Annotated in this window: 30 protein-coding genes and 1 pseudogene; 17 read left to right on the top strand and 14 right to left on the bottom strand. The window is 46.0% G+C overall.

Features of this window, described 5'->3' with window-relative positions; genetic code table 11:
• Window positions 1-52: 52 nt before the first annotated feature.
• Complete coding sequence (ynfE, locus tag ACJHWT_RS05620) at window positions 53-2479, bottom strand: selenate/tellurate reductase subunit YnfE (protein WP_000041658.1); 2427 nt, start codon at window positions 2477-2479, stop codon at window positions 53-55.
• A gap of 198 nt (window positions 2480-2677) precedes the next feature.
• Window positions 2678-2983, bottom strand: coding sequence for a DUF1161 domain-containing protein (locus tag ACJHWT_RS05615; protein ID WP_001317855.1), 306 nt, complete (start codon window positions 2981-2983; stop codon window positions 2678-2680).
• A gap of 107 nt (window positions 2984-3090) precedes the next feature.
• Here ACJHWT_RS05615 and ACJHWT_RS05610 point away from each other — a divergent pair, with 107 nt between their 5' ends.
• The gene (locus ACJHWT_RS05610) at window positions 3091-3801 is read left to right on the top strand and encodes a YnfC family lipoprotein (RefSeq protein ID WP_001445899.1); all 711 of its coding nucleotides are present in this window, start codon (window positions 3091-3093) and stop codon (window positions 3799-3801) included.
• Window positions 3802-3803: 2 nt separating this feature from the next.
• Here the strand turns inward: ACJHWT_RS05610 and speG are convergent, their stop codons facing one another.
• Window positions 3804-4364 (bottom strand): spermidine N1-acetyltransferase, encoded by a 561-nt coding sequence (speG, locus tag ACJHWT_RS05605; protein ID WP_001138584.1) that lies wholly within the window; start codon window positions 4362-4364, stop codon window positions 3804-3806.
• Window positions 4365-4398: 34 nt separating this feature from the next.
• Window positions 4399-4740 carry a DUF1283 family protein gene (locus tag ACJHWT_RS05600; protein ID WP_000705195.1) on the bottom strand — a complete coding sequence of 114 codons (342 nt, stop codon included), beginning with the start codon at window positions 4738-4740 and terminating at the stop codon, window positions 4399-4401.
• A 134-nt stretch (window positions 4741-4874) separates the two neighbouring features.
• Here ACJHWT_RS05600 and ACJHWT_RS05595 point away from each other — a divergent pair, with 134 nt between their 5' ends.
• The 3 genes from ACJHWT_RS05595 to ACJHWT_RS05585 all read left to right on the top strand — a co-directional run bounded on the left by ACJHWT_RS05595 (window position 4875) and on the right by ACJHWT_RS05585 (window position 7652).
• Complete coding sequence (locus tag ACJHWT_RS05595) at window positions 4875-5201, top strand: YnfA family protein (RefSeq protein WP_001295395.1); 327 nt, start codon at window positions 4875-4877, stop codon at window positions 5199-5201.
• 205 nt (window positions 5202-5406) lie between these two features.
• On the top strand, window positions 5407-6621 hold the full coding sequence (rspA, locus tag ACJHWT_RS05590; protein WP_001295394.1) for a starvation-sensing protein RspA: 1215 nt from the start codon (window positions 5407-5409) through the stop codon (window positions 6619-6621).
• A gap of 11 nt (window positions 6622-6632) precedes the next feature.
• The gene (locus ACJHWT_RS05585) at window positions 6633-7652 is read left to right on the top strand and encodes a Zn-dependent oxidoreductase (protein ID WP_000836040.1); all 1020 of its coding nucleotides are present in this window, start codon (window positions 6633-6635) and stop codon (window positions 7650-7652) included.
• Between the two features lie 187 nt (window positions 7653-7839).
• Here the strand turns inward: ACJHWT_RS05585 and ACJHWT_RS05580 are convergent, their stop codons facing one another.
• From ACJHWT_RS05580 to dicB, 5 genes are all read right to left on the bottom strand, one after another.
• Window positions 7840-9120, bottom strand: a complete 1281-nt coding sequence (locus tag ACJHWT_RS05580; RefSeq protein ID WP_000877006.1) for a tyrosine-type recombinase/integrase — start codon at window positions 9118-9120, stop codon at window positions 7840-7842.
• A 34-nt stretch (window positions 9121-9154) separates the two neighbouring features.
• Window positions 9155-9406, bottom strand: coding sequence for an excisionase family protein (gene xisR / locus ACJHWT_RS05575; protein ID WP_001695752.1), 252 nt, complete (start codon window positions 9404-9406; stop codon window positions 9155-9157).
• A gap of 72 nt (window positions 9407-9478) precedes the next feature.
• Entirely contained in the window at window positions 9479-11950 is a 2472-nt protein-coding gene (locus tag ACJHWT_RS05570) for an exonuclease (RefSeq protein ID WP_001695751.1), read from the bottom strand.
• A gap of 93 nt (window positions 11951-12043) precedes the next feature.
• Entirely contained in the window at window positions 12044-12235 is a 192-nt protein-coding gene (gene ydfD, locus ACJHWT_RS05565; RefSeq protein ID WP_001083273.1) for a lysis protein YdfD, read from the bottom strand.
• Window positions 12232-12420 (bottom strand): cell division inhibition protein DicB, encoded by a 189-nt coding sequence (dicB, locus tag ACJHWT_RS05560; protein ID WP_000854559.1) that lies wholly within the window; start codon window positions 12418-12420, stop codon window positions 12232-12234. Before dicB ends, ydfD begins: the two co-directional genes overlap by 4 nt.
• Window positions 12421-12922: 502 nt before the next feature.
• Here dicB and ACJHWT_RS05555 point away from each other — a divergent pair.
• Window positions 12923-13123, top strand: coding sequence for a hypothetical protein (locus tag ACJHWT_RS05555; RefSeq protein WP_000159335.1), 201 nt, complete (start codon window positions 12923-12925; stop codon window positions 13121-13123).
• Here the strand turns inward: ACJHWT_RS05555 and ACJHWT_RS05550 are convergent.
• From ACJHWT_RS05550 to ACJHWT_RS05540, 3 genes are all read right to left on the bottom strand, one after another.
• Window positions 13092-13457, bottom strand: a complete 366-nt coding sequence (locus ACJHWT_RS05550; protein WP_001320327.1) for a hypothetical protein — start codon at window positions 13455-13457, stop codon at window positions 13092-13094. The genes ACJHWT_RS05555 and ACJHWT_RS05550 overlap by 32 nt on opposite strands.
• Window positions 13458-13468: 11 nt before the next feature.
• Complete coding sequence (locus ACJHWT_RS05545; RefSeq protein ID WP_000379591.1) at window positions 13469-13621, bottom strand: DUF1391 family protein; 153 nt, start codon at window positions 13619-13621, stop codon at window positions 13469-13471.
• A 168-nt stretch (window positions 13622-13789) separates the two neighbouring features.
• The gene (locus ACJHWT_RS05540; protein ID WP_000381212.1) at window positions 13790-14197 is read right to left on the bottom strand and encodes a helix-turn-helix domain-containing protein; all 408 of its coding nucleotides are present in this window, start codon (window positions 14195-14197) and stop codon (window positions 13790-13792) included.
• Between the two features lie 80 nt (window positions 14198-14277).
• Between ACJHWT_RS05540 and ACJHWT_RS05535 the strand changes: the two genes are divergently transcribed.
• From ACJHWT_RS05535 to ACJHWT_RS05490, 10 genes are all read left to right on the top strand, one after another.
• Window positions 14278-14505 carry a Cro/CI family transcriptional regulator gene (locus ACJHWT_RS05535; RefSeq protein WP_000921596.1) on the top strand — a complete coding sequence of 76 codons (228 nt, stop codon included), beginning with the start codon at window positions 14278-14280 and terminating at the stop codon, window positions 14503-14505.
• Window positions 14489-15010 carry a toxin YdaT family protein gene (locus ACJHWT_RS05530; RefSeq protein WP_000705360.1) on the top strand — a complete coding sequence of 174 codons (522 nt, stop codon included), beginning with the start codon at window positions 14489-14491 and terminating at the stop codon, window positions 15008-15010. The genes ACJHWT_RS05535 and ACJHWT_RS05530 overlap by 17 nt, the downstream gene beginning before the upstream one ends.
• Window positions 14991-15956 (top strand): hypothetical protein, encoded by a 966-nt coding sequence (locus ACJHWT_RS05525; RefSeq protein WP_000054495.1) that lies wholly within the window; start codon window positions 14991-14993, stop codon window positions 15954-15956. The genes ACJHWT_RS05530 and ACJHWT_RS05525 overlap by 20 nt, the downstream gene beginning before the upstream one ends.
• A gap of 40 nt (window positions 15957-15996) precedes the next feature.
• Window positions 15997-16398, top strand: coding sequence for a DUF977 family protein (locus tag ACJHWT_RS05520; RefSeq protein ID WP_001151252.1), 402 nt, complete (start codon window positions 15997-15999; stop codon window positions 16396-16398).
• A gap of 533 nt (window positions 16399-16931) precedes the next feature.
• Window positions 16932-17957, top strand: coding sequence for a RelA/SpoT domain-containing protein (locus ACJHWT_RS05515; protein ID WP_000547812.1), 1026 nt, complete (start codon window positions 16932-16934; stop codon window positions 17955-17957).
• A 734-nt stretch (window positions 17958-18691) separates the two neighbouring features.
• Entirely contained in the window at window positions 18692-18847 is a 156-nt protein-coding gene (hokD, locus tag ACJHWT_RS05510) for a type I toxin-antitoxin system toxin HokD (protein ID WP_000813254.1), read from the top strand.
• A 216-nt stretch (window positions 18848-19063) separates the two neighbouring features.
• On the top strand, window positions 19064-19315 hold the full coding sequence (gene rem, locus ACJHWT_RS05505) for a protein Rem (RefSeq protein WP_000980999.1): 252 nt from the start codon (window positions 19064-19066) through the stop codon (window positions 19313-19315).
• 66 nt (window positions 19316-19381) lie between these two features.
• Window positions 19382-19660, top strand: coding sequence for a hypothetical protein (locus ACJHWT_RS05500; protein ID WP_032297225.1), 279 nt, complete (start codon window positions 19382-19384; stop codon window positions 19658-19660).
• A 1-nt stretch (window position 19661) separates the two neighbouring features.
• The gene (locus ACJHWT_RS05495; protein WP_001696469.1) at window positions 19662-20711 is read left to right on the top strand and encodes a DUF968 domain-containing protein; all 1050 of its coding nucleotides are present in this window, start codon (window positions 19662-19664) and stop codon (window positions 20709-20711) included.
• Window positions 20712-20724: 13 nt separating this feature from the next.
• On the top strand, window positions 20725-21477 hold the full coding sequence (locus ACJHWT_RS05490) for an antitermination protein (RefSeq protein ID WP_001047132.1): 753 nt from the start codon (window positions 20725-20727) through the stop codon (window positions 21475-21477).
• 174 nt (window positions 21478-21651) lie between these two features.
• On the opposite strand, the pseudogene cspF reads toward ACJHWT_RS05490, so the two are convergent.
• Window positions 21652-21854: pseudogene (gene cspF / locus ACJHWT_RS05485) on the bottom strand (cold shock-like protein CspF); the annotation flags it as partial.
• 298 nt (window positions 21855-22152) lie between these two features.
• Here cspF and cspB point away from each other — a divergent pair.
• Window positions 22153-22368, top strand: coding sequence for a cold shock-like protein CspB (gene cspB / locus ACJHWT_RS05480; protein ID WP_000066485.1), 216 nt, complete (start codon window positions 22153-22155; stop codon window positions 22366-22368).
• 363 nt (window positions 22369-22731) lie between these two features.
• On the opposite strand, the gene ynfU is transcribed toward cspB, so the two are convergent.
• Window positions 22732-22902 (bottom strand): putative zinc-binding protein YnfU, encoded by a 171-nt coding sequence (gene ynfU, locus ACJHWT_RS05475; RefSeq protein ID WP_001405948.1) that lies wholly within the window; start codon window positions 22900-22902, stop codon window positions 22732-22734.
• A 210-nt stretch (window positions 22903-23112) separates the two neighbouring features.
• Here ynfU and ACJHWT_RS05470 point away from each other — a divergent pair.
• The coding region (locus ACJHWT_RS05470) for a hypothetical protein (RefSeq protein ID WP_223602324.1) at window positions 23113-23191 on the top strand (79 nt) is incomplete at its 3' end.

Here is a 23191-nt window from a genome sequence, read left to right as displayed (position 1 = left end):
ACTTATTGCTTTTCAAACAAAATGTCATGCCAGAATTTATGGTTGTAGTGGGTTATATTTTTTCGATCTCGACCAGATTAGTGTGCTGCGGGTTTCCCTTCGCCAGTGGTGAAGGGCGCAGAGTGGTTAGCGTATTCACACAGCCGCCATGGTCGATTTTATCGCCAGACATATTGGCCTCGTGCCAGGCTCCCTGGCCCATAGCGCTAACCCCAGGGAGAATGCGTGGTGTCACTTTGGCTGGTAGCCGAACTTCGCCACGATGGTTATACACCCGCACCATATCGCCGTTGGCAATCCCACGTTTCTGTGCGTCAATAGGGTTGATCCACACCTCCTGACGGCAGGCAGCCTTCAGGACATCAATGTTGCCGTAGGTCGAGTGAGTACGGGATTTGTAATGGAAACCAAACAGTTGCAGTGGAAAAGTACTACGTTCAGGGGAGTCCCAGCCTTCAAAGGTTGAGGCATAAACCGGCAGTGGGCTTATCACTTCATCTTTTTCCAGTTCCCAGGTACGGGCAATTTCCGCCAGCTTGCTGGAATAAATTTCAATCTTACCGGAAGGCGTTTTAAGTGGATTTGCCTCGGGGTCGTCACGAAATGCTTTGTAGGCGACAAAATGACCATTGGGATCTTTACGCTTATAGATACCCATTTTTTTCAGTTCGTCGTAAGACGGTAACGCCGGATCTTTGGCAAGCATTTTGGCGTACAGATGTTGTAACCATTGTTCCTGCGTGCGACCTTCTGTGAACTTTTGATAGACGTCAGGTCCAAGACGTTTCGCGACCTCACTCAGGATCCAGTAAATCGGTTTGCGTTCGAATTTTTCGCTGGTGACTGGCTGAAGGAAAATGAGATATCCCATGTTACCGGCGTAGTCGTTAGGAATAATATCTTCCTGCTCAACGGTCATCAGGTCTGGCAGCAGAATGTCGGCATATTTTGCCGATGAGGTCATAAAGTTTTCGATGACCACAATCATTTCGCATTTCGATTCGTCCTGCAGAATTTCATGCGTTTTGTTGATGTCAGAATGCTGATTAACCAGGGTATTTCCCGCGTAGTTCCAGATGAACTTAATGGGCACATCCAGTTTATCTTTGCCCCGGACGCCGTCGCGGATTGCCGTCATTTGCGGGCCATGATCGATAGCATCCGTCCAGCTGAAGCAGGAGATTGACGTTTTGACCGGATTATCCAGCACCGGCAGGCGTTCTATGGTAATGGTATAGGTCGATTCACGCGCGCCACTATTCCCGCCGCTGATGCCGACATTGCCCGTCAGAATAGGCAACATCGCAATAGCGCGTGCAGTCAGCTCGCCGTTTGCCTGGCGTTGCGGTCCCCAGCCCTGGCAGATATAAGCGGGTTTTGCTGTGCCAATTTCACGCGCCAGTTTGATGATACGGTCCACCGGGATACCGGTAATTTGCGAAGCCCACTGCGGCGTTTTCGCTGTTTTGTCGTCTCCTTCACCAAGAATATAGGCTTTATAGTGACCATTTTTTGGTGCATCTGCGGGTAAGGTTTTTTCGTCATAGCCGACGCAGTATTTATCGAGAAAAGGTTGATCAACGAGATTTTCGTTAATCAATACCCAGGCAATACCCGCAACCAGCGCGGCATCGGTGCCCGGGCGAATAGGAAGCCATTCGTCTTCACGACCGGCAGCCGTATCGGTATATCGCGGATCGATAACAATCATTTTTGCGTTCGATTTCTCGCGCGCTTTTTCAAGAAGATAAGTGATGCCACCACCGCTCATGCGGGTTTCTGCCGGGTTGTTACCAAACATCACGACCAGCTTGCTGTTTTCAATATCCGTTGTGCTGTTGCCATCATTACTGCCGTAGGTGTAGGGCATGGCACAGGAGATTTGCGCGGTGCTGTAGGAGCCATACTGGTTGAGTGAACCGCCGTAGCAGTTCATCAGGCGTTTGACCGCCGAGGCGGATGGCGAAGAGCGGGTCATATTGCCGCCAACAATCCCCGAAGAGTACTGAATATATACAGCCTCATTGCCATATTGTTCGACGGTTTTTTTCAGGCTACTGGCGATAGTATCCAGGGCTTCATCCCAGCTAATCCGTTCGAATTTGCCTTCGCCGCGTTTGCCCACGCGTTTCATTGGGTAATTCAAGCGGTCGGGATGATTAATACGCCGACGGATGGAGCGACCGCGCAAACAGGCGCGTACTTGATGATTGCCATACTCATCGCTGCCGGTGTTGTCAGTTTCCACCCAGGTCACTTCATTATCTTTAACATGTAGACGAAGTGCACAGCGGCTACCACAGTTGACGGAACAGGCACCCCAGACCACTTTTTCGCTGGCTTGTTGTACCGCTGCCGCTGCACTGCGCAGGGTGAACGGTAAAGAAAAACCGCCTGCAGCCAGCGCCAGAGAACCTATCGCGGTAGATTTAACGAGTGTTCTGCGGCTGATGCCCACCATTTGTTCATTTTTGGACATAACTCACTCCCTGTTCTTTATCGTTATATAAAAGTTTATATATTGAATATTTAGCGCGCTAACAATAGAGGGAGTCTACCTATTTTGGGTTAAGAATTATTAATCCATATCAATAGAAGGGTATGAGTAATAAGGTGGGATTATGTTGTATATTCAAATCGCCGGATGTGTCGTATCCGGCGTGCAGTCGATAATGTATTACTGCGGTTCGGCAGGCGCGCCATCCTGGGTAGACTGCGCGGGAGCAGAGACGTTACCGCTGGTGGTGCGGGTGTAGAGAATTTTATGCGTATCATTAGCGCAATGCCCGACGACCTGGGAATCAGGCTGATCAACCTGGTCATTGGGTACAATACTTAACGTGAAGCTGCTTTCGGGTACGCCATTATTGATAATGCGCTGTGATATATCGCTCTGTATGCGCTCACAGGATCCCGGCGCGGCGAGTACCGCGGGTGAGGCGAGGGCGAGCAGAAGCGCGGCACAGCAGGTTGAGCGTTTCATCATAAGCTCCTTACGCGAAGATAACTTCTTTAAGCATAGCATTTAACGTGTAAAGTACTGTATTTGCTACTATGATTGAGAATCATCTCTACTCTCTGGTGACTGTTGTGAAATACAAATTACTGCCATGCTTACTCGCGATATTCCTCACAGGATGTGACCGCACAGAGGTAACACTTTCATTTACCCCTGAGATGGCCAGTTTCTCTAATGAATTCGATTTTGATCCGCTGCGTGGTCCGGTAAAAGATTTCACTCAGACATTAATGGATGAGCAAGGTGAAGTGACGAAACGTGTTTCGGGGACTTTGTCGGAAGAAGGCTGTTTTGATTCACTCGAATTACTGGATCTGGAAAATAATACCGTGGTTGCCCTGGTACTGGACGCCAATTATTACCGTGATGCCCAGACACTGGAGAAGAGAGTTCGTTTGCAGGGAAAATGCCAGCTAGCAGAATTACCTTCTGCCGGGGTGAGCTGGGAAACCGATGATAATGGCTTTGTGATTAAAGCCAGCAGCAAACAGATGCAGATGGAATATCGCTATGATGATCAGGGGTATCCGCTGGGTAAAACCACGAAAAGTAACGACAAAACATTATCTGTCAGCGCTACGCCATCAACGGATCCGATCAAAAAATTAGATTACACAGCGGTTACTTTACTGAATAATCAAAGGGTTGGTAATGTAAAACAGAGCTGTGAATATGACAGTCACGCCAATCCGGTGGACTGTCAGCTAATCATTGTTGATGAAGGAGTAAAACCCGCCGTCGAACGGGTTTACACCATCAAAAATACTATCGATTATTATTAATGCTATTGTGCGGTCGGCTTCAGGAGAGTCTGACCCGGTGTTTTGTGCTCTGCCAGATACTGATGCTGGAATATGCACATGCGAATGGCATTACGATATTGACCATTAATAAAGAACTCATGCATCAATTCACCTTCAACCGTAAAGCCAAGCTTGCGGTAAATGTGAATCGCTTTTTCATTCTCTTTATCGACGATCAGATACAGCTTATAGAGATTGAGAACGGTGAAGCCATAGTCCATTGCTAATTTTGCGGCACGCGTTGCCAGACCTTTCCCCTGATATTCTGGGGAGATAATTATCTGAAATTCTGCGCGGCGATGAACATGGTTAATTTCCACCAGCTCCACCAGACCGGCTTTTTCGCCGTCACATTCCACCACAAAGCGCCGTTCGCTCTGATCGTGAATATGCTTATCGTACAGATCAGAGAGTTCAACAAAGGCTTCGTAGGGTTCCTCAAACCAGTAACGCATCACACTGGCGTTATTGTCGAGTTGATGTACATAGCGTAAATCTTCACGCTCCAGCGGGCGTAGCTTAACACTGTGGGCGCTTGGCATAACGTGTCCTTACATTCCTTAAATCAATAACAGGTTAGGGGGTAATAACGCGGCCAGTTCGACGGTCCAGGCAGCGCAAAGTATTTGGCTCCCAGTAGGCATTGATGTTGGCGCTTTGCTCACATTTATCGCGGTTATCAAAAGCAGCGTCGGCTTTATCCCACTCTTTTTCAGTGCGTTTATTCACTTTCTGGCGCAGATTACGCGTGTCATTCCATTGCTCTTTTTCCATAGCGGCGCGCTGGCGGCTTTGTGCACTGTCGCCAGACTCAATCACCAGTTTGTTATTTTCGGCATGAACAGTTGTGCTCAATGCCAGTGCGCAAGGCAGCAGAAAAGCGAGCAGGCCGATTCGTTTGCTGAGAGTGATTTTCATAATTCATTCCCTGTATGAATGATTAAAGCTGATTCTACACCATCCACTGCGAACGCAAAACGTTCAAGGAGGGTGTTTATATTGATGATATTATGTCGCCCTATAACTATACGTGATGTCAATAAGTGACAAAGATGATTAAAACAACGTTACTATTTTTTGCTACTGCGCTGTGTGAAATTATTGGATGCTTTCTGCCCTGGTTGTGGTTAAAACGAAACGCCAGTATCTGGCTGTTGCTTCCGGCGGGGATTTCACTGGCGCTGTTTGTCTGGTTGTTAACGTTGCATCCTGCGGCGAGTGGGCGTGTTTACGCCGCTTATGGTGGCGTTTATGTCTGCACGGCGTTGATGTGGCTGCGCGTTGTGGATGGCGTGAAACTGAGTCTTTATGACTGGACGGGGGCGTTGATTGCGCTTTGCGGCATGTTGATCATTGTTGCGGGCTGGGGGCGCACGTAGGAATATAAATCCCTTTTATCAATAAGATACGAGGATGTGTCAGCTGACAAAAGGTATTCTATTTCATCTTTTGTCAACCATTCACGGCGCAAATATACGCCTTTTTTTGTGATCACTCCGGCTTTTTTTGATCTTCATACTTGTATGGTAGTAGCTCAGTTGCGTAGATTTCATGCATCACGACAAGCGATGCAAGGAATCGAACATGAAGATCGTAAAGGCTGAAGTTTTTGTTACCTGTCCGGGGCGTAATTTCGTCACATTAAAAATCACCACTGAGGACGGTATTACGGGCCTTGGGGATGCCACCCTAAATGGACGTGAGCTTTCCGTGGCCTCTTATTTGCAGGATCACCTTTGTCCGCAGCTTATTGGTCGCGATGCACACCGTATCGAAGATATCTGGCAGTTTTTCTATAAAGGTGCTTACTGGCGTCGCGGCCCGGTGACGATGTCGGCCATTTCAGCGGTTGATATGGCGCTGTGGGATATTAAAGCCAAAGCTGCCAACATGCCGCTTTACCAGTTACTCGGCGGCGCGTCTCGTGAAGGGGTGATGGTTTATTGCCATACCACCGGTCACAGTATTGATGAAGCTCTGGATGATTATGCTCGTCATCAGGAGCTGGGATTCAAAGCCATCCGCGTGCAGTGCGGAATCCCTGGTATGAAAACCACCTACGGCATGTCGAAAGGTAAAGGTCTGGCTTATGAACCCGCAACTAAAGGACAGTGGCCGGAAGAGCAGCTGTGGTCGACGGAGAAATACCTCGATTTCATGCCGAAATTGTTTGACGCGGTACGTAACAAGTTTGGTTTTAATGAACATTTGCTGCATGACATGCACCATCGCTTAACGCCTATTGAAGCGGCGCGCTTTGGTAAAAGCATTGAAGATTATCGCATGTTCTGGATGGAAGACCCGACGCCTGCGGAAAACCAGGAATGCTTCCGTCTCATTCGCCAACATACCGTCACACCCATCGCGGTGGGTGAAGTCTTCAACAGCATCTGGGACTGCAAGCAACTGATTGAAGAGCAACTTATCGATTATATCCGTACCACGCTGACCCATGCAGGCGGAATTACCGGTATGCGCCGGATTGCCGATTTTGCTTCGCTGTATCAGGTACGTACTGGCTCACACGGTCCTTCCGATTTGTCACCAGTCTGCATGGCTGCGGCGCTGCACTTTGATCTGTGGGTCCCCAATTTCGGTGTCCAGGAGTACATGGGTTATTCCGAACAAATGCTTGAAGTCTTCCCGCACAACTGGACTTTCGATAACGGCTATATGCATCCGGGAGACAAACCGGGTCTTGGCATCGAATTCGATGAAAAGCTGGCGGCGAAATATCCCTATGAACCTGCTTATCTGCCAGTCGCACGTCTGGAAGATGGCACGCTGTGGAACTGGTAAGGAGTAAGATAATGAAAAGCATTTTAATTGAAAAACCGAATCAACTGGCAATTATCGAACGCGAAATACCCACCCCGTCAGCGGGTGAAGTACGAGTAAAAGTGAAACTTGCCGGAATTTGTGGTTCAGATAGCCATATTTATCGTGGGCATAATCCTTTTGCGAAATATCCGCGCGTCATTGGTCATGAATTCTTTGGCGTCATTGATGCAGTGGGTGAAGGCGTGGAAAGCGCCAGAGTCGGTGAACGCGTTGCTGTCGATCCGGTGGTCAGCTGTGGGCATTGCTATCCGTGCTCTATAGGTAAGCCGAACGTTTGTACGACACTGGCTGTATTAGGTGTGCACGCTGACGGTGGTTTCAGTGAATATGCCGTGGTTCCGGCAAAAAATGCGTGGAAAATTCCTGAAGCAGTGGCCGATCAATATGCGGTGATGATCGAACCTTTTACCATTGCGGCTAACGTTACCGGTCATGGTCAACCGACTGAAAATGATACCGTTCTGGTTTACGGTGCCGGTCCAATCGGCCTGACGATCGTTCAGGTATTAAAAGGCGTCTATAACGTTAAAAATGTGATTGTTGCCGATCGCATTGATGAACGACTGGAAAAAGCGAAAGAGAGCGGGGCAGACTGGGCGATTAATAACAGCCAGACACCGCTTGGCGAGAGTTTCGCTGAAAAAGGCATCAAGCCGACATTAATTATCGATGCGGCTTGTCATCCTTCTATCCTGAAAGAGGCTGTAACGCTGGCTTCTCCAGCGGCACGTATTGTATTGATGGGCTTCTCCAGTGAACCGTCTGAAGTGATTCAGCAAGGAATTACCGGAAAAGAACTCTCTATTTTCTCTTCACGCTTAAATGCAAATAAATTTCCGGTCGTTATCGACTGGTTAAGTAAAGGGTTAATTAAACCAGAAAAATTAATTACCCATACGTTTGATTTCCAGCATGTTGCTGATGCCATTAGTTTATTTGAACAGGATCAAAAACATTGCTGCAAAGTCTTACTCACTTTTTCTGAATAATACCAATAACGGCGAGTAAGTAGTACGCATCTTACCTCTTTTTTAGAGATAACCATTATGACAATAGAAAAACACGAAAGAAGCACTAAGGATTTGGTGAAAGCAGCAGTATCGGGATGGCTGGGCACTGCGCTTGAATTTATGGATTTCAAGAGTCATACGTGTCAACTATTTGATAAATATTAAATTAATTTTTCATTGCTTCGTTATGGGGCATGGTTGGGGCAAACTCGCTTAACTGTGTATTTAACAAAGCTACCTGTGCATTATTGTTTTCAGACATCCATTTTCCGTATACCTGAAATACCATTTGCGCATCTGCATGGCCCATCTGGTTTGCTATAAATGCCGGGTTAGCACCAGCTGTCAGCGACCAGCAGGCATAAGTATGTCTCGACTGATATGATTTTCGATGGCGGAGTCCGGCACGTTTTATCGCTGCGTCCCACATCTGCCTTATTGAGTCAACGGTAAAATGGTCACCATAATTTTTTACTCTCGCTGACACTTCAGGTTGAAAAACAAAGGTGCATTTTTGTTTTTCTGTTCTGCCATACTCTCTGAGGTGAACATCAATGATATGCTCTTTGCTCAGTCTCGTTAATGTCATCTGACTCCGGAGAGCGTCGATTGCTGGCTTAATAAGATGAATGACCCGATTGGTTCCCGCCTGTGTTTTTGGTACCGTGAAACGGTCTTTTGCTAAATTTCTCCTGATCATCATTGTTCCATTTTTCAGATCTATGTCCTCCCATCCAAGTGCACACAGCTCACCAGGGCGAACGCCAGTATAAACAGAAACACACCATAAATTTTTTGCTTGCTGATTTCTGCACGCATCGATAAGACGGATAAATTCCTCCCGCGAAAGAGGATCCGGAATGGTTCTTGATTCCTTTAATGGCGAGATCCCCTTAAACGGATTATCTGGCAGGTAACCGTTATCAACACCAAACTGGAACACGGCGTTAAGATTTGTCATGTAATTATTTACAGTTACAGCCGATCTCCCTGGTTGTGTAACAATATAGTTACTTTTGGGGATCTGGTATCCAGTCAGTAGCTCTTTACGAACCTCCAGTAATTTTTCTTTATTAATCGATGAGGCAAGATTTTTTTCACCGATTATGCTCAGGATATTTTTGATGACGGCACGGTATGTGTTGAGTGATGTTTTGGCGACTTCAGTTTCTTTCAGTGCCAGAAATTTTTCAGCCAGTTCTTTTATGGTTAAATCTTGTCGGGCCTCACCAAATTTTTCCAGATTGCGTGAGGAGGGAAACTGTTTTGCATAGTCGAAAACACCAGTTTTTATTGCGTAACAAACAGAGGAGCGTAGTTCACCTGCAACGCGCCTGTTTTTTGCTGTGTCAGGAACCCCCAGATTTTCCCTGACTCTTACGCCTTTATAAACAAACCAGATACGTAATTTCCCTCCATGGTTTTCCACGCCTGTCGGATATTTCATTTCAACTTCTCTCATTAGTTAGTGTGGCTTTTAGTCAAGTAAGATGACGTCTTGGTCTCGCTGATGCCTGGCGCTCAATCCAGCGATCAATTTCTTCCAGGTTGTAAAAGCATGGACTGTTATCCCATGGCATACTGTCATGAGCGACATGCTTATATTCCCTTCCTTCCATAAACGATTTTTCCCGGGCCTTTTTTAACGTACCTTTTTTTATTCCTTTCAGCGCAATTAACTGCTCTTCGGATACCCATTTGCCGGGAGAGACAATCATGATTACTTCGCTCATCGATTTCTTTATCTCTTACATCAGACGAGCGCCGGTTGCAGAATACCAGTCACAACCGGCGACAGTTGAACATTAAGAATCAGCCTGACTCGGGATCAGTTTTTGCCAGATAACTGAAACGTATTTTGCCTGGTAACGGGCGTCATCAAGTGCATTATGGCGCTCACCTTCGAATGGAATAGCCGTTCTGGCATCGAAGTCTATGGCTTTCCCCAGCTCAACGATTGTGCGTACATCGCGATCGTTGTAGTAACGCCACGGGCAGGGGATCCCCTGCCGTTCGTATGAACGGCGCAAAATCGTGTTGTCGAAGTTGGCTCCATTTCCCCAAACCTGAACAAAAAATTCACTGGAGTTTTCGTCGATAAATTCCCGCAATTGTAACAGTGCATCATCTAACGGGATTTCATCGGTCATAATGGCAGATTGCGCTTCGCGTGATTGCTTAAGCCACCATTTAATGGTGTCCCGATCAATGACTCCGCCAGCAGTTTCCAGATCGATAGTCTTACTAAATTCCGGTCCCATATCTCCGGTTTGCGGATCGAAAAATATTGCACCTATTGAGATGATCGGGGCATCAGGATTTTTTCCCATGGTTTCAAGGTCGATCATTAGATGGTCACACGTCCTGCTGGTGGATGTGATTTCGTGATGACCGTTCACCTTAATTGAGTGATCTGCCGTCTCGCCAGTTTCATTATCGCTATTGTGATGCTGATTGCCGCCAGTGTTCTCCTTGTGTGGATGTTCAGCGCCTTCCATTTCCTCCGGATCATCTTCCTGAACTTCAACCTGATACTCTTCATCGAATGTTTCTTGGTATGTTGCGTCGCCCATCACCGCGCCACAATCAGGGCAGTTGCCGCCGCCGGTCTGACCGCAGGCGGTGCAGACTTTTTCCACTTCCTGTTGCGCCACTGGTTCAGGCTGTTTCGTTTCTGGCTCGTTTTGTAACGCATTTGTGCTGTTTTGTTCCGCTTTTTGGTAGTTCCGTTCCGATTCATGCTGGTTCTGGTTCACAGAATCGCGGGTCTGGATCCCCTTAACCCATTTCGGATCATTCGGGTCACTAATCCCTTCAACAAATTCACCACGTGATGCAGCAAGCAACTTATCGGCGTCAGGCTGGCTGATATTGGCTGCCTGCATAATTTTGTTTACTTCGTCAGCGGTAACTTTTATCGGCTCTGGTTGTTCTGAATCTTCAGCGGTATCTACATTTTGCGGTAAGCCCGTGTATGTGCCATTTTTTCGGGCAAAATATTCTTCTTTTGTGATTTCAGTGGCGCCAGCAGCCAGTGCCTTATCCAGACCAGAAAGTTTGTTTGCGCGACCGTATTTTTCTCCGTCCTTATCTGCGAAGAGGAAATAGAACGGCCCCTCACGCTCTACAGATGGTTCAGCTTCCGGCGCGGTTTCATTTTTTGGGATATCAGATACCTCAGTTTCCACTGCATCAGTTTGTGTTTCTGATGACTGGAGAACATCAACAGTGCCCAGGTCTGTTTCTTCATTCTCAAACACGCCCTTTGTCGTCAGGTATTCGCAGATATATTTGTTCAGTGCTATGGGATCTTTGTGAATGTCGATCGGACGCTCACGGACAAGGCCAAAAATAGTCTGGCGGTCGTAGCGAAGGGCATCAGGCTGTTTGCGCATTGATGCCGAGATACGCTTCCAGTCTTCGCGGTCGTTGTCGATAACTTCTTTTTTTGCCCAGCGATGGATGCTGCCGTCAATGTTTCCGGCATCCACATCACCAGGCCAGAGAGCGTAGGCCAGTTCGTCATCCAGTGTTTTCCATGTCTGCTTGTATTCGCGATGAATGGCAGCAATGACCGGGCTGATTTTTCCTGTTGAATTTTCAGTGTACTGTTGATTGGCTCTGGCGCGGGCGAGATCAACAACAGACGTGTATTTTCCGGTTTCCTTGCGTTCACCTTCGCGACGTTTTTTCCAGATGCGCATCTCTGCCTGAATTTCGGGCCATTTAGCACCAGGAATACATTTATGCTTAACCCACCCAATGGCGTGCAACTTAAGCTCCGGATACATGGCGTTAACTTCTGGCATTTTCATCAACGCTTCAACGATATGTCCGTCGAATGTTGCCATGTCTTCCTGCAACAATTCCTGTGCGCTAATAACCATATCAACGGTGATGTTTTCACATGTGTCGAACTTAACCATGACAGCGTTCTGTACTTCAGGGGCCAGCTTGTCAAAAGTGACGTTCATCGGATCGGATTCAGTCTCAACCGGGACAAAAGAAGCAGACTCCTCATCCCAGCGGTTTTCCTGCATATATTCAGCATCCCATGAATCGAGGGCAGGGCGGGGTATGCCAGGTTTATCCTCGCAGACAATAAATTTATAAGCGCAGTCCTGAGCAGCCGGATAATGTTCCAGGAACTGCCAGTGAAATTTTGCTCGAGCACGGCGTTCGTCGCCAGCTTCAATGGCTGTGGCTACAGCCACAGCGCCTTCTTCCCTTGTTGCCAGTTCGTCAGGAATAGCGGCGCAAATAAAGACTTTACTCATTTTGTTTTAACCTCATGACAGATTTAAGGATGAACAAATCCCTGCCATTGCTGGCATATAAGAATGAAACCGGATATTTATTACGGAACTGTTTTAAAGACCTGCCGGGATTTCGATATTATCCTGGTGAATAACTTTATCGACCGGGTAACAGTTACCGGGAATTTTCTGTTCGGTTGCTGCTGTCATACACTCCTGCATTGTCCTGTGAACACTGACTGCAATATCAACTGGCTCTCCGGAAACAAGAAAAACTGTCAGAACAAGCGCAAATGCTGAATTCATTGTGCACATCCTTTTGGCATCAGACGTAAACGAGCCAGCATTGAAACAATGCATATTTTATTTAATAGCTCCCGTTCTTGTTTTCTCTTGTTAATGGCATCTTCAGTAAATACAGGGTTACTGATAGTGACACCAATTTCAAAACAACCTTCAGACGTATTAACGTTTGGTAATAACGTTTTCATTATCGCGTCCTCAACAATGAATTTTGTGATGCAGTGCCTGGTGCCTCCAGGTGACGTTAACCAGTTAACAATTAACGCCGGATACAGAGAATCCACCCATAACACTGTTTTTGGTTTTAACTGTTCCGCGTGCGCTTAGCCGCATTCACCGCATCACAAAATTCACTTTAAAAACGGCGGCAGAGCAGTCACGGAGTAAAACTGATACCGCCAAACGTCACCAGAAAATTGATAACAGAGGGCGTTGCAGCGGGGTTGTCACTTAAGCGTATGGTCAACCTGACAACTCGGTGTCCTCAACGGGGAAGGAATAACCCTGCCATACTTACCGCCGCGCCATTTCGCGGGTTGCCACAACCGGAAGCGCACGGTCGAATTAAATTTAACGACACCGTACAGTGAGACGAACTTCGCCGTGCGCTTTCGTGTTGTGTGCCTGCTTTTAACCACGTCAGGCGAGGTGGTATCCTTCTTATTCCGAATAACCAAGAAGGAAATCTATATGACTAAAGAAGAATTTGTCTCTTATATTTTTGATAAAACGGTTGAAATGTATGCCGCTACTTACGGGTCCTGTAATCCTCTGAATAAACCAGAGGGGAAAGATGATTTCGACAAAATTTACCGCTTCTTGGAGGACCGCTATATCAAAAGGTTAGAGGACGCAGGGATCAAATCCCCAGTGAAGTCACCATTGTCCTGAGAACTTGCAGGACGTCATGATCGTAACTTCCATCCAAACCGCGACGGCAAATTGCTTCTCGTATTACCGGAAGCAGTTCGCTGGAAATCTCGGTGCATATTTCACCTGATAATACGCCTGGCTCAAGTGAGAATATTGGTGAACTTACGGTCTTGGTCTCGACAGTTTCAGAGTCAGTGCCAACATTATAAAGCTCAACGAAAGCGGTCTTGATTTTCCGGGCCAGATCTTTTGCTGGCTCGCTTGCAATATCTTTCCCGATTTCTCGCAGCACAGAATGCAATGTATGAGCTGCTGTTTTCTGTACATCAGACGGTAAATCTTTAAATTCCATCGTCAGCCTCATCAGTCAGTGTTTCTGGCTAACCAGCAACGCGCGCCAGATTCGGTTTTAAACGTTTTGCTTTTGGTATATGTCATCGCGGTGAACGTACCGTCCTGGTTGGGGAACACGCCACATACCAGAGATTCGCTGTTGCCAAGATCGATAGTATCCATGCTGACCTCATTTCCCCTTAACGCCGGGGTCGCGGAACTGTTTGCTGAGAACACCGTGCGGTGTCTTGATGGAAAGTAATTTAGAATAACCTAACATGAGAGGCAAGTGTTTTTTGTTAGATTGATCTAACAAAAAGAGTGGGCGCAACTAATCACTTGAAAAGAATGTTATTTTATTGATTTATTTTTACGCGCTTTAAGCATTTCTTCGAAGAGTTTGTTGAAGTTTTCTACTCTTGCGCGCATTTCAGACAGCAAGGCTTCCTGCTCGGAAGATGGAAGAGCATCGAATAATTCGATCAATTCTTTGTGGTTGGGAGTTAGCTCTGTTTCCACATGAAGTTCTTGTGCAGGCACTGGTGCCTTGTCTTCGTCACCAAACATTAGCCATGTAGGTGAGCACTTCAGAGCATCCGCTAAAGCAAACAATCGTTTTCCGACTGGCTGGGTTTCGTCTCTTTCCCATTGTGAAATTGTGACGTGAGCAACTCCAGCGAGGCGCGCAGCTTCTCGTTGTGTTAAGCGTAATTCTTTTCGTCGCGCCAGAACTCGCTGGCCTAGGGTTCTTGTATCCATAGTTAGGTAATTCTAATTTTTCTTGACTTAGGTATCCCGCGCACAATAATGTTAGAAAAGTCTAACAAGAGGGGGCTTTGATGCTTAAAGTTGACGCAATTACTTTTTTTGGCAGCAAAACAAAGCTTGCCAATGCCGCAGGAGTGAGACTGGCAAGTGTTGCTGCTTGGGGGATACTGGTTCCTGAAGGTCGCGCGATGCGTCTACAGGAGGCATCTGGCGGGGAGCTTCAGTATGATCCCAAAGTTTATGACGAATATCGTAAGACGAAGCGGGCGGGGCGGTTGAACAATGAAAATCACTCCTGAACAGGCTCGTGAGGCTCTGGATGCCTGGATATGTCGACCAGGAATGACACAGGAGCAGGCGACGATATTAATCACTGAAGCATTCTGGGCTTTGAAAGAGCGCCCGAACATCGATGTTCAGCGTGTCACATATGAAGGTGGCGCGGTTGATCAGCGAGCGCTTAGCGTTAATCGAGTGAAGATATTCGAACGCTGGAAGGCTATCGACACCAGGGATAAGCGTGAAAAGTTCACAGCGCTAGTGCCTGCAATTATGGAGGCTATCCGGATTAGTGATTTCAGGTTGTATCGTGAGATCAGTGATGGAAAAAGTATTACGTACATGATCGCCGGGTTAAATAAAGAATATGGCGATGTGGTGGAATCCGGACTGCTTTTTGCAGATCCTGCCGTTGTAGATCGTGAAACTGACGAACTTATAGAAAAAGCAATTGCTTTCAAGCTTGCGTATCGACAGCAATACCAACAAAAAGCTGGATGGAATTATGAGTCTTCTTTTTGCTGAACGCCCACTGGTTATAAACACGCAGCTGGCAATGAAAATCGGCTTAAACGAAGCCATTGTTTTGCAACAACTGCACTACTGGTTGAGAGATACCAACTCCGGTATGGAATGTGATGGTGTTCGCTGGATTTATAACACAACGGAACAATGGCTGGAACAGTTCCCATTCTGGTCAGAGTCAACGTTAAAGCGCGCGTTTGCAAGTCTGAAAACGCTGGGGCTTTTGCGTTGTGAAAAGCTCAATAAATCAAAGCGCGATATGACCAATTTCTACACGATCAACTATGGGAGCGAGCTTTTAGATGGTGGCAAATTGAACGAATCCATCGGTTCAAAATGCGCCGCTCCATCAGGTCAAAATGACACGATGGAAGAGGTCAAAATGAAACGCTCCATTGGTTCAAAACGACCCAATGTCATCGGGTCAAAATGGCCTGATGATCTTACAGAGAATACAACAGAGATTACTACAGAGAATAAAAACACTTTTCGTCCGGAAGCTTCGCAACCGGACCCGCAGACGACTGAACAGGATTTTTTAACCCGGAACCCCGACGCGGTTGTGTTTAGTGTGAAAAAACGCCAGTGGGGTAGCAGGGAGGATCTGGCGTGTGCGCAGTGGATTTGGGGGCGGATCGTGAACCTTTACGAACAGGCTGCCAGCGACGATGGAGAGATCATGCGACCAAAAGAGCCTAACTGGACAGCCTGGGCCAATGACGTGCGCACAATGCGGATGCTGGATGGCAGAAGCCACAGACAAATTTGCGAAATGTTTGGTCGGGTACAGCGGGATCCATTCTGGGTAAAAAACATCATGAGCCCGTCAAAACTCCGCGAAAAATGGGACGAACTGGTCATCCGCCTGGGACGTTCACCTGTACAGCGTTGTGTGAATCATATTTCTGAACCGGATACAGAAATTCCGCCTGGTTTCAGGGGATAAGTGTTGATTTCAGGTCATGAGATAATTTTAAGGGGGACTTGTGGCAAAAGTTTTTACACAAGAAGAGCGGGAAAAAATTAAAGGGCAGGTTGTTGAACTCGTACGCCGGAGTGGGCGTGAGACGTTACGGCAACTGGAAGTCAAGACAGGTGCGACAAGATATCTGATGAGCGTTCTCGCAAGAGAGCTGGTTGCCAGCGGCGATGTATACAACTCTGGTTACGGGTTATTCCCGTCTGAACAGGCGCGTAAGGACTGGCAAAATGCCCGTAAAAAGCTCTCAAGGGCAAAGCTGAAGAAACCATCTGCGGTTGATCCGGACCTTATCTGGTCATTACCTGACGGAGAAATACGTCGCTACGACAGGCGTCAGAACATAATCTGCCGCGAGTGCCGGAAGAGTGAAGTTATGCAGCGCATACTGGCATTTTATCAGGGATAATGTTAGATATTTTAGACGTTACTAGATTAAAAAGCATTAGTTCAGGAGTGAATTGACATTCTCATTTTTCATGGCACAGGGTAGATCTGGCGTGGTTGTCCGCTTTGTGCCAACAGCGGACGTTACTAACGAAACTGTGAGTTAAAAACGGGAGCTGGTCACCTCCATCCCGCGAAATGGAATTCAAAAATGCCCTCATGTACGGTACTTCTAGTCTGATGTGAGCATTTTCGTGGATTTTTTCGAGCCACTCCAACGAATGATTACATTCAGTTTCGGGCACTAAAACGTCATAAATCCGCAAGTTGAGGAGTAGCGATCAGCCAATTGGTTAAAAAACAGCTTTAATTCCCTTTTTCAAGCAGGCTCCTTGTCGCACGTCTGGTGCATCCAATTCATTTCAGTTACCCTGATGCCATACTGGCACGGACTAGCTCTCTTAATTGGCGCTGGTTTGTTAACCTTGTCCGCTGTCGGGTCTTTGTAAGTTGTAATTCCTAAACTAGCATAATTTTATTATAAGGCCTCTTACTATGCACATTTTATCTGTTTCAAAAAAGGAAGTTGGAAGAGCTGGGGATAGATTAGTTTCTCAGTTTGGTACAGGTGAAAAATATAAAGAGGAAGATGTACAAATTCTTCATGAGTGGAGGATGTTGCATTTATATCCTTTAAGTAAAATACAATTTTATATGGAAAGAGAGGCTATTTCCTTAAACAAAAATGCGTTACTATCCTCTAGAATTAAGAGGATGCCTTCCATTGTTACTAAGCTTTCTAGATTTCCTGATATGAAGTTAAATAAGATGCAGGATCTTGGTGGGTGCCGGGCTATTTTAAATAATCTGGATCAAGTGTATGATTTAGTTAATAAAATAAAATCATCTAAATTCTCACATGAACTAGTTAGAATGGATGATTACATGATAGACGTGAAAGATTCTGGTTATAGAAGCTTTCATATGGTCTATTCATTCCAAAATAAAAAATTTCCATCTTTAAATGGGTTGCGCATTGAAATGCAAATAAGAACAGCTATTCAACATAGCTGGGCTACAGCAGTTGAAATGGTTGGTTTGTTTCGAAAGGAATCATTGAAATCTGGTTTTGGTGATGCAAGATGGCTTAGGTTTTTTGAATTGGTATCAGAGCTTTTTTATAAACTTGAGTATGAAAAAGAACCATCTGGGAGTTATATAAAAATATCAGAAGAATTAAGTTATTTATCCGTCGAGTTGAATGTTTTCGATATATTAGCTGCTTACAATGCCGTAGTTAGCCATATTGAGGGTAGCAAAAAATATGATAAAGGACTTTGCATAATTGTTGTTGATACCATAAAGCGGAATATAAATATAAAGAGCTTCGAAAATCACAATCATGCGAAGGCGGCAGAAGCTTATGTCGAGTCTGAAAAATACTGCGCGGAAAATAAAGGCTGTGAAGTGGCTATGGTTTCTGTTAGTTCAATTAGTGAATTAAAAAATGCATATCCTGCTTACTTTTTAGATACGAAAACTTTTTTAAATTATCTCAGTAGGTATGTTTTTATAAAATAAAAAATGTTATCTGGAGTGGTCTGAATTCTACTAACTTAGTTTTTTCAGACCGCTTCTGACCACAATGGCCTGTGAGGTTCTGCTGCTAGTCAACATAAAATAACAAAGCCGGCAGGTGGTGGTTGTTGTAAAGTTATTCAATGACATTCATGGAGGCTTAAGCGAATTATTTGTCCCTGGTCGGTATGGTGGCAACAGCTTGTTGCGAGAATTTGGCTAATTTGGACTGACTTCCGCTCCTTGCTCAAAGCGGACTAGAAGGTTAGCTTGTGTCGGACTTTGCGTATTAAAAGAAGTGCTGGTGGTGACTAGTGGTTGAGCCCCATTTCCACAGAAAAAATCAGAGAAACTATACCCAATAGTTGTATTGAATCACTGACGAGACAGCCTCATATTCATCAGGACTGGTGTACGTCCAATACAGGAGGTTGTGGTGCTGGTTCTCAAATGTGCGCTGGCTATTACGGCTGTAATGGCGATTTATTGTCTTGCTATTGTTCTTATGGATCGCCTTTCTGACTGATTTCATATTGGCGAGGTAAAGGTAGTTAAGTAGAATGGCTGCGGGTGCTTGAGGCTATCTGCCTCGGGCATGAACACCAAAGGCAGATAGAGAAAAGCCCCAGTTAACATTACGCGTCCTGCAAGACGCTTAACATTAATCTGAGGCCAATTTCATGCTAGACACATGTAGGTTAGCCTCTTACGTGCCGGAAGGCAAGGAGAAGCAGGCTATGAAGCAGCAAAAGGCGATGTTAATCGCCCTGATCGTCATCTGTTTAACCGTCATAGTGACGGCACTGGTAACGAGGAAAGACCTCTGCGAGGTACGAATCCGAACCGGCCAGACGGAGGTCGCTGTCTTCACAGCTTACGAACCTGAGGAGTAAGAGACCCGGCGAGGGAGAAATCCCTCGCCACCTCTGATGTGGCAGGCATCCTCAACGCACCCGCACTTAACCCGCTTCGGCGGGTTTTTGTTTTTATTTTCAACGCGTTTGAAGTTCTGGACGGTGCCGGAATAGAATCAAAAATACTTAAGTAGCGCGCAGGGATAAGAGGGATGGTCCCTTAAAGGGGAGAGCTAATTATCCGGAAGGATTCTGATGATGAACATCGAAGAACTGCGTAAAATTTTTTGTGAAGATGGCCTCTATGCTGTGTGCGTTGAAAATGGAAATCTTGTTAGTCATTACCGCATTATGTGTTTGCGAAAGAATGGGGCTGCGTTAATTAATTTTGTGGATGGTCGAGTGACAGACGGATTTATCTTGCGCGAAGGTGAGTTTGTCACTTCATTACAGGCACTGAAAGAGATCGGAATAAAAGCAGGCTTTTCAGCTTTTGCAGAAGAATAAACTCATCTACAATCTTGCGCGGGGCTGAACTCCCGCTGAGTAACACCGTGCCACCGGAGAAAACCGATGGCACGCAACGTAAAATATTACAATTCTGATAATTCGCCCGTTCTTGCCTGCACGCACGGGCGGTATTCTCACGCATTCAAGTCTGAATGGTTCCAGCACCCTCCATGCACTGCAGAACAGGCCGAATGGCTGATTCATTCTTACTGCAGGCGCGGGTTCGAGGTTAAGAAAGCTCTCAGTCTCGACTATCGGCACTGGATAATCTCTGTCAGGCTGCCTTATTCCGAACGCCCACCACGTGCGTCCCGCACTTTCCAGCAACGGATCTGGAGGTAACGTGCGGGTATTACTTAGACCTGTTCTGGTGCCTGAGCTTGGGCTGGTGGTCCTTAAGCCGGGCCGTGAATCCATACAGATATTTCATAATCCTCGAGTGCTGGTGGAACCGGAACCAAAAAGCATGCGTAATCTGCCATCCGGAGTCGTTCCTGCCGTTCGCCAGCCGCTGGCGGAAGACAAAACATTGCTGCCGTTTTTTAGTAACGAACGGGTGATTCGTGCTGCTGGCGGCGTTGGCGCATTGTCTGACTGGCTATTACGTCATATTACATCCTGCCAGTGGCCTAATGGCGATTACCATCACACTGAAACAGTCATTCACCGTTATGGTACCGGCGCAATGGTGTTGTGCTGGCACTGCGACAACCAACTGCGTGACCAGACATCGGAATCACTGGAGCTGCTTGCTCAACAAAATCTGACAGCATGGGTGATTGACGTCATCCGTCACGCAATAAGCGGTACGCAGGAGCGGGAATTATCTTTGGCTGAATTATCCTGGTGGGCGGTCTGCAATCAGGTGGTGGATGCACTACCTGAGGCTGTATCGCGTCGTTCGCTGGGATTACCAGCGGAAAAAATCTGCTCGGTGTACCGCGAAAGCGACATCGTACCGGGAGAGCAGACCGCCACCAGCATATTGAAACAACGCACAAAAAATCTTGCACCGTTGCCTTACGCCCACCAGCAACAAAAACCACCACAGGAAAAGACGGTGGTAAGCATCAACGTTGATCCAGAGTCTCCGGAATCTTTCATGAAGCTGCCTAAACGTCGCCGCTGGGTTAAGGAGAAATACACTCGTTGGGTTAAGACACAGCCGTGTGCTTGCTGCGGTATGCCAGCCGACGATCCGCATCATCTGATTGGTCACGGGCAGGGCGGAATGGGAACAAAAGCACATGATCTCTTTGTGTTGCCTTTGTGCAGAAAGCATCACAACGAGCTGCATACGGATACAGTGGCATTTGAAGAGAAGTATGGCTCCCAACTGGAGCTGATATTTCGTTTTATCGATCGCGCGCTGGCAACTGGCGTACTGGCGTAAGTGGAGAACGAGCATGAACCTTGAAGCCTTACCAAAATATTACTCCCCAAAATCTCCAAAATTGAGCGATGACGCTCCAGCGACAGGCACCGGTTGTTTAACAATTACGGATGTAATGGCAGCGCAGGGGATGGTGCAGTCGAAAGCACCACTTGGGTTGGCCTTATTTCTGGCAAAAGTTGGTGTTCAGGACCCTCAGTTTGCGATTGAAGGCCTGCTAAATTACGCGATGGCACTGGATAACCCGACATTGAACAAATTGAGTGAAGAAATCCGGTTACAGATTATTCCTTACCTCGTGAATTTTGCCTTTGCTGATTACTCCAGGTCTGCGGCAAGTAAGGCTCGCTGTGAGCATTGTTCAGGTACGGGATTTTATAATGTATTGCGCGAAGTGGTGAAACACTACAGACGCGGGGAATCTGTAATCAAGGAAGAATGGGTGAAGGAACTATGTCAGCATTGCCATGGTAAGGGCGAAGTCAGCACAGCGTGCAGAGGGTGTAAGGGTAAAGGGATTGTTCTGGATGAAAAAAGAACCCGGTTTCATGGCGTACCGGTATATAAGATTTGTGGGCGTTGTAATGGAAACCGATTTAGTCGTTTACCGACCACGCTGGCACGACGTCATGTCCAGAAGCTGGTACCAGACCTGACCGATTATCAGTGGTATAAGGGGTATGCGGACGTCATTGATAAACTGGTAACAAAGTGCTGGCAGGAAGAAGCATACGCGGAAGCGCAATTGAGGAAGGTGACGAGATAAATGATTTTTGCTGAAGATGGCGACATGATGTTTGCATTTTTCAAAAAACATGGATAAGATTCTCTCAACGATGGGCTTTGTGTATCCGACGTTTAGAAAAAAGTAGAAAACCCGCTTATAAGCGGGTTTTTGTGCTTTAAATGGGGCAATAGAGATATTGAATCTCATCCCGGGATAAACATTGGCAGTTGAAGGTCCACGCGAACCATTTATCCGGCAAAATTCCACGCGTAATCCTGTGGTAATTTCTTCTGCATCTCGAAGATTGAGAGCTGAAACGTGAAGCTGGGCATCGATACGCCATCGGATGGGAATATAAGACCTTTGCTGCTTTTGTAGTCAAAGTTTTTGACAATTCCTGTCATTTTAGGGGACAGAAAAACTCCTTAATACTGATAACCTGGTGCACCATACACACGTTCCTGGAGAAAACTACTTTTTTGATAGGGTTGAAGGTGGCTGGATGTCTAAAATAAACATTGCTTCATATGTTCAACTATGAGTTAATGACTGCGTCGGTTTGAAGAACAGACGATATACGAAGTAGTTTACTAAAGCAGTTCTCATTTCAGGTGTTATTCACTTATTCCTTCTTTGAGTCTCTCCAATTAAGTACGAAGTCGTTTCTGTTATGCAAACCATTTATGCCGAAAGGCTCAAGTTAAGGAATGTAGAATGTCAAATAAAATGACTGGTTTAGTAAAATGGTTTAACGCTGATAAAGGTTTCGGCTTTATTTCTCCTGTTGATGGTAGTAAAGATGTGTTTGTGCATTTTTCTGCGATTCAGAATGATAATTATCGAACCTTATTTGAAGGTCAAAAGGTTACCTTCTCTATAGAGAGTGGTGCTAAAGGTCCTGCAGCAGTAAATGTCATCATTACTGATTAAAATTCATCGCTCGTCTGTATACGATAACGAAGAAGGCTGATGCCTGAGTAGAGATACGGACAGAGTAGTGAATATTGGATCTCTTTAATAAAAAGTAAGGAGGTCCAATACATGAAACAATGGCCAGCATATTTGGCAAAATCTTAATCAGGAAAAGTATGCTAACCATTGTGGTGAAGTGCAGGTTTGCTGCATGAATAGTTTTACAGCAGAAGCTAACTGCTGGCATGGCAAAACAAAGTGCGTAAGTGGATGACTCCCACAAAAAGCACCACAATCTCAAACCCGCTCAGGCGGGTTTTTTATTATCTGCTTTAAATATATTATTAAAATATAAAAAATACTTGTTACTAATAAAATCAATCAGGCTACAGCTTTAAGATTTGTCTGGAATACTTTGTTGCAATGAGGGCAGATCAAAAGGGCACCTTTTTGTACTCTTGAAAAACTGTGTTCTGACTCTTGGGTGCAGTTTGGGCAGGAACATTTAACGAGATAATTACGGCGTGATTTTGAGTCTTTACGTTCTGACATAGGCTTTTCCTGTATAAATGGCCGTATACAGTACACTAAATATGAAAACATTTCTCGTATTATTATTTTATATATGACTTTCTTTCAAAATAATTACTCACATTTTTAATGTGTATGTTTCTTTAGCGCCGTTGAGAACAACGTGTGCTGTCAAAACTACCCCGTAGACTCCGATCTTGGTTTTGTTGAATAAATCGAACTTTTGCTGAGTTGAAGGATCAGATCACGTATCTTCCCGACAACGCAGACCGTTCCGTGGCAAAGCAAAAGTTCAAAATCACCAACTGGC

The organism is Escherichia sp. WS338, from assembly GCF_046486405.1.
Classification (GTDB): Bacteria; Pseudomonadota; Gammaproteobacteria; order Enterobacterales; family Enterobacteriaceae; genus Escherichia; species Escherichia coli.
The sequence above is the reverse complement of the archived record's forward strand: the minus strand, read 5'-3'. Positions and strand labels throughout refer to the sequence as shown.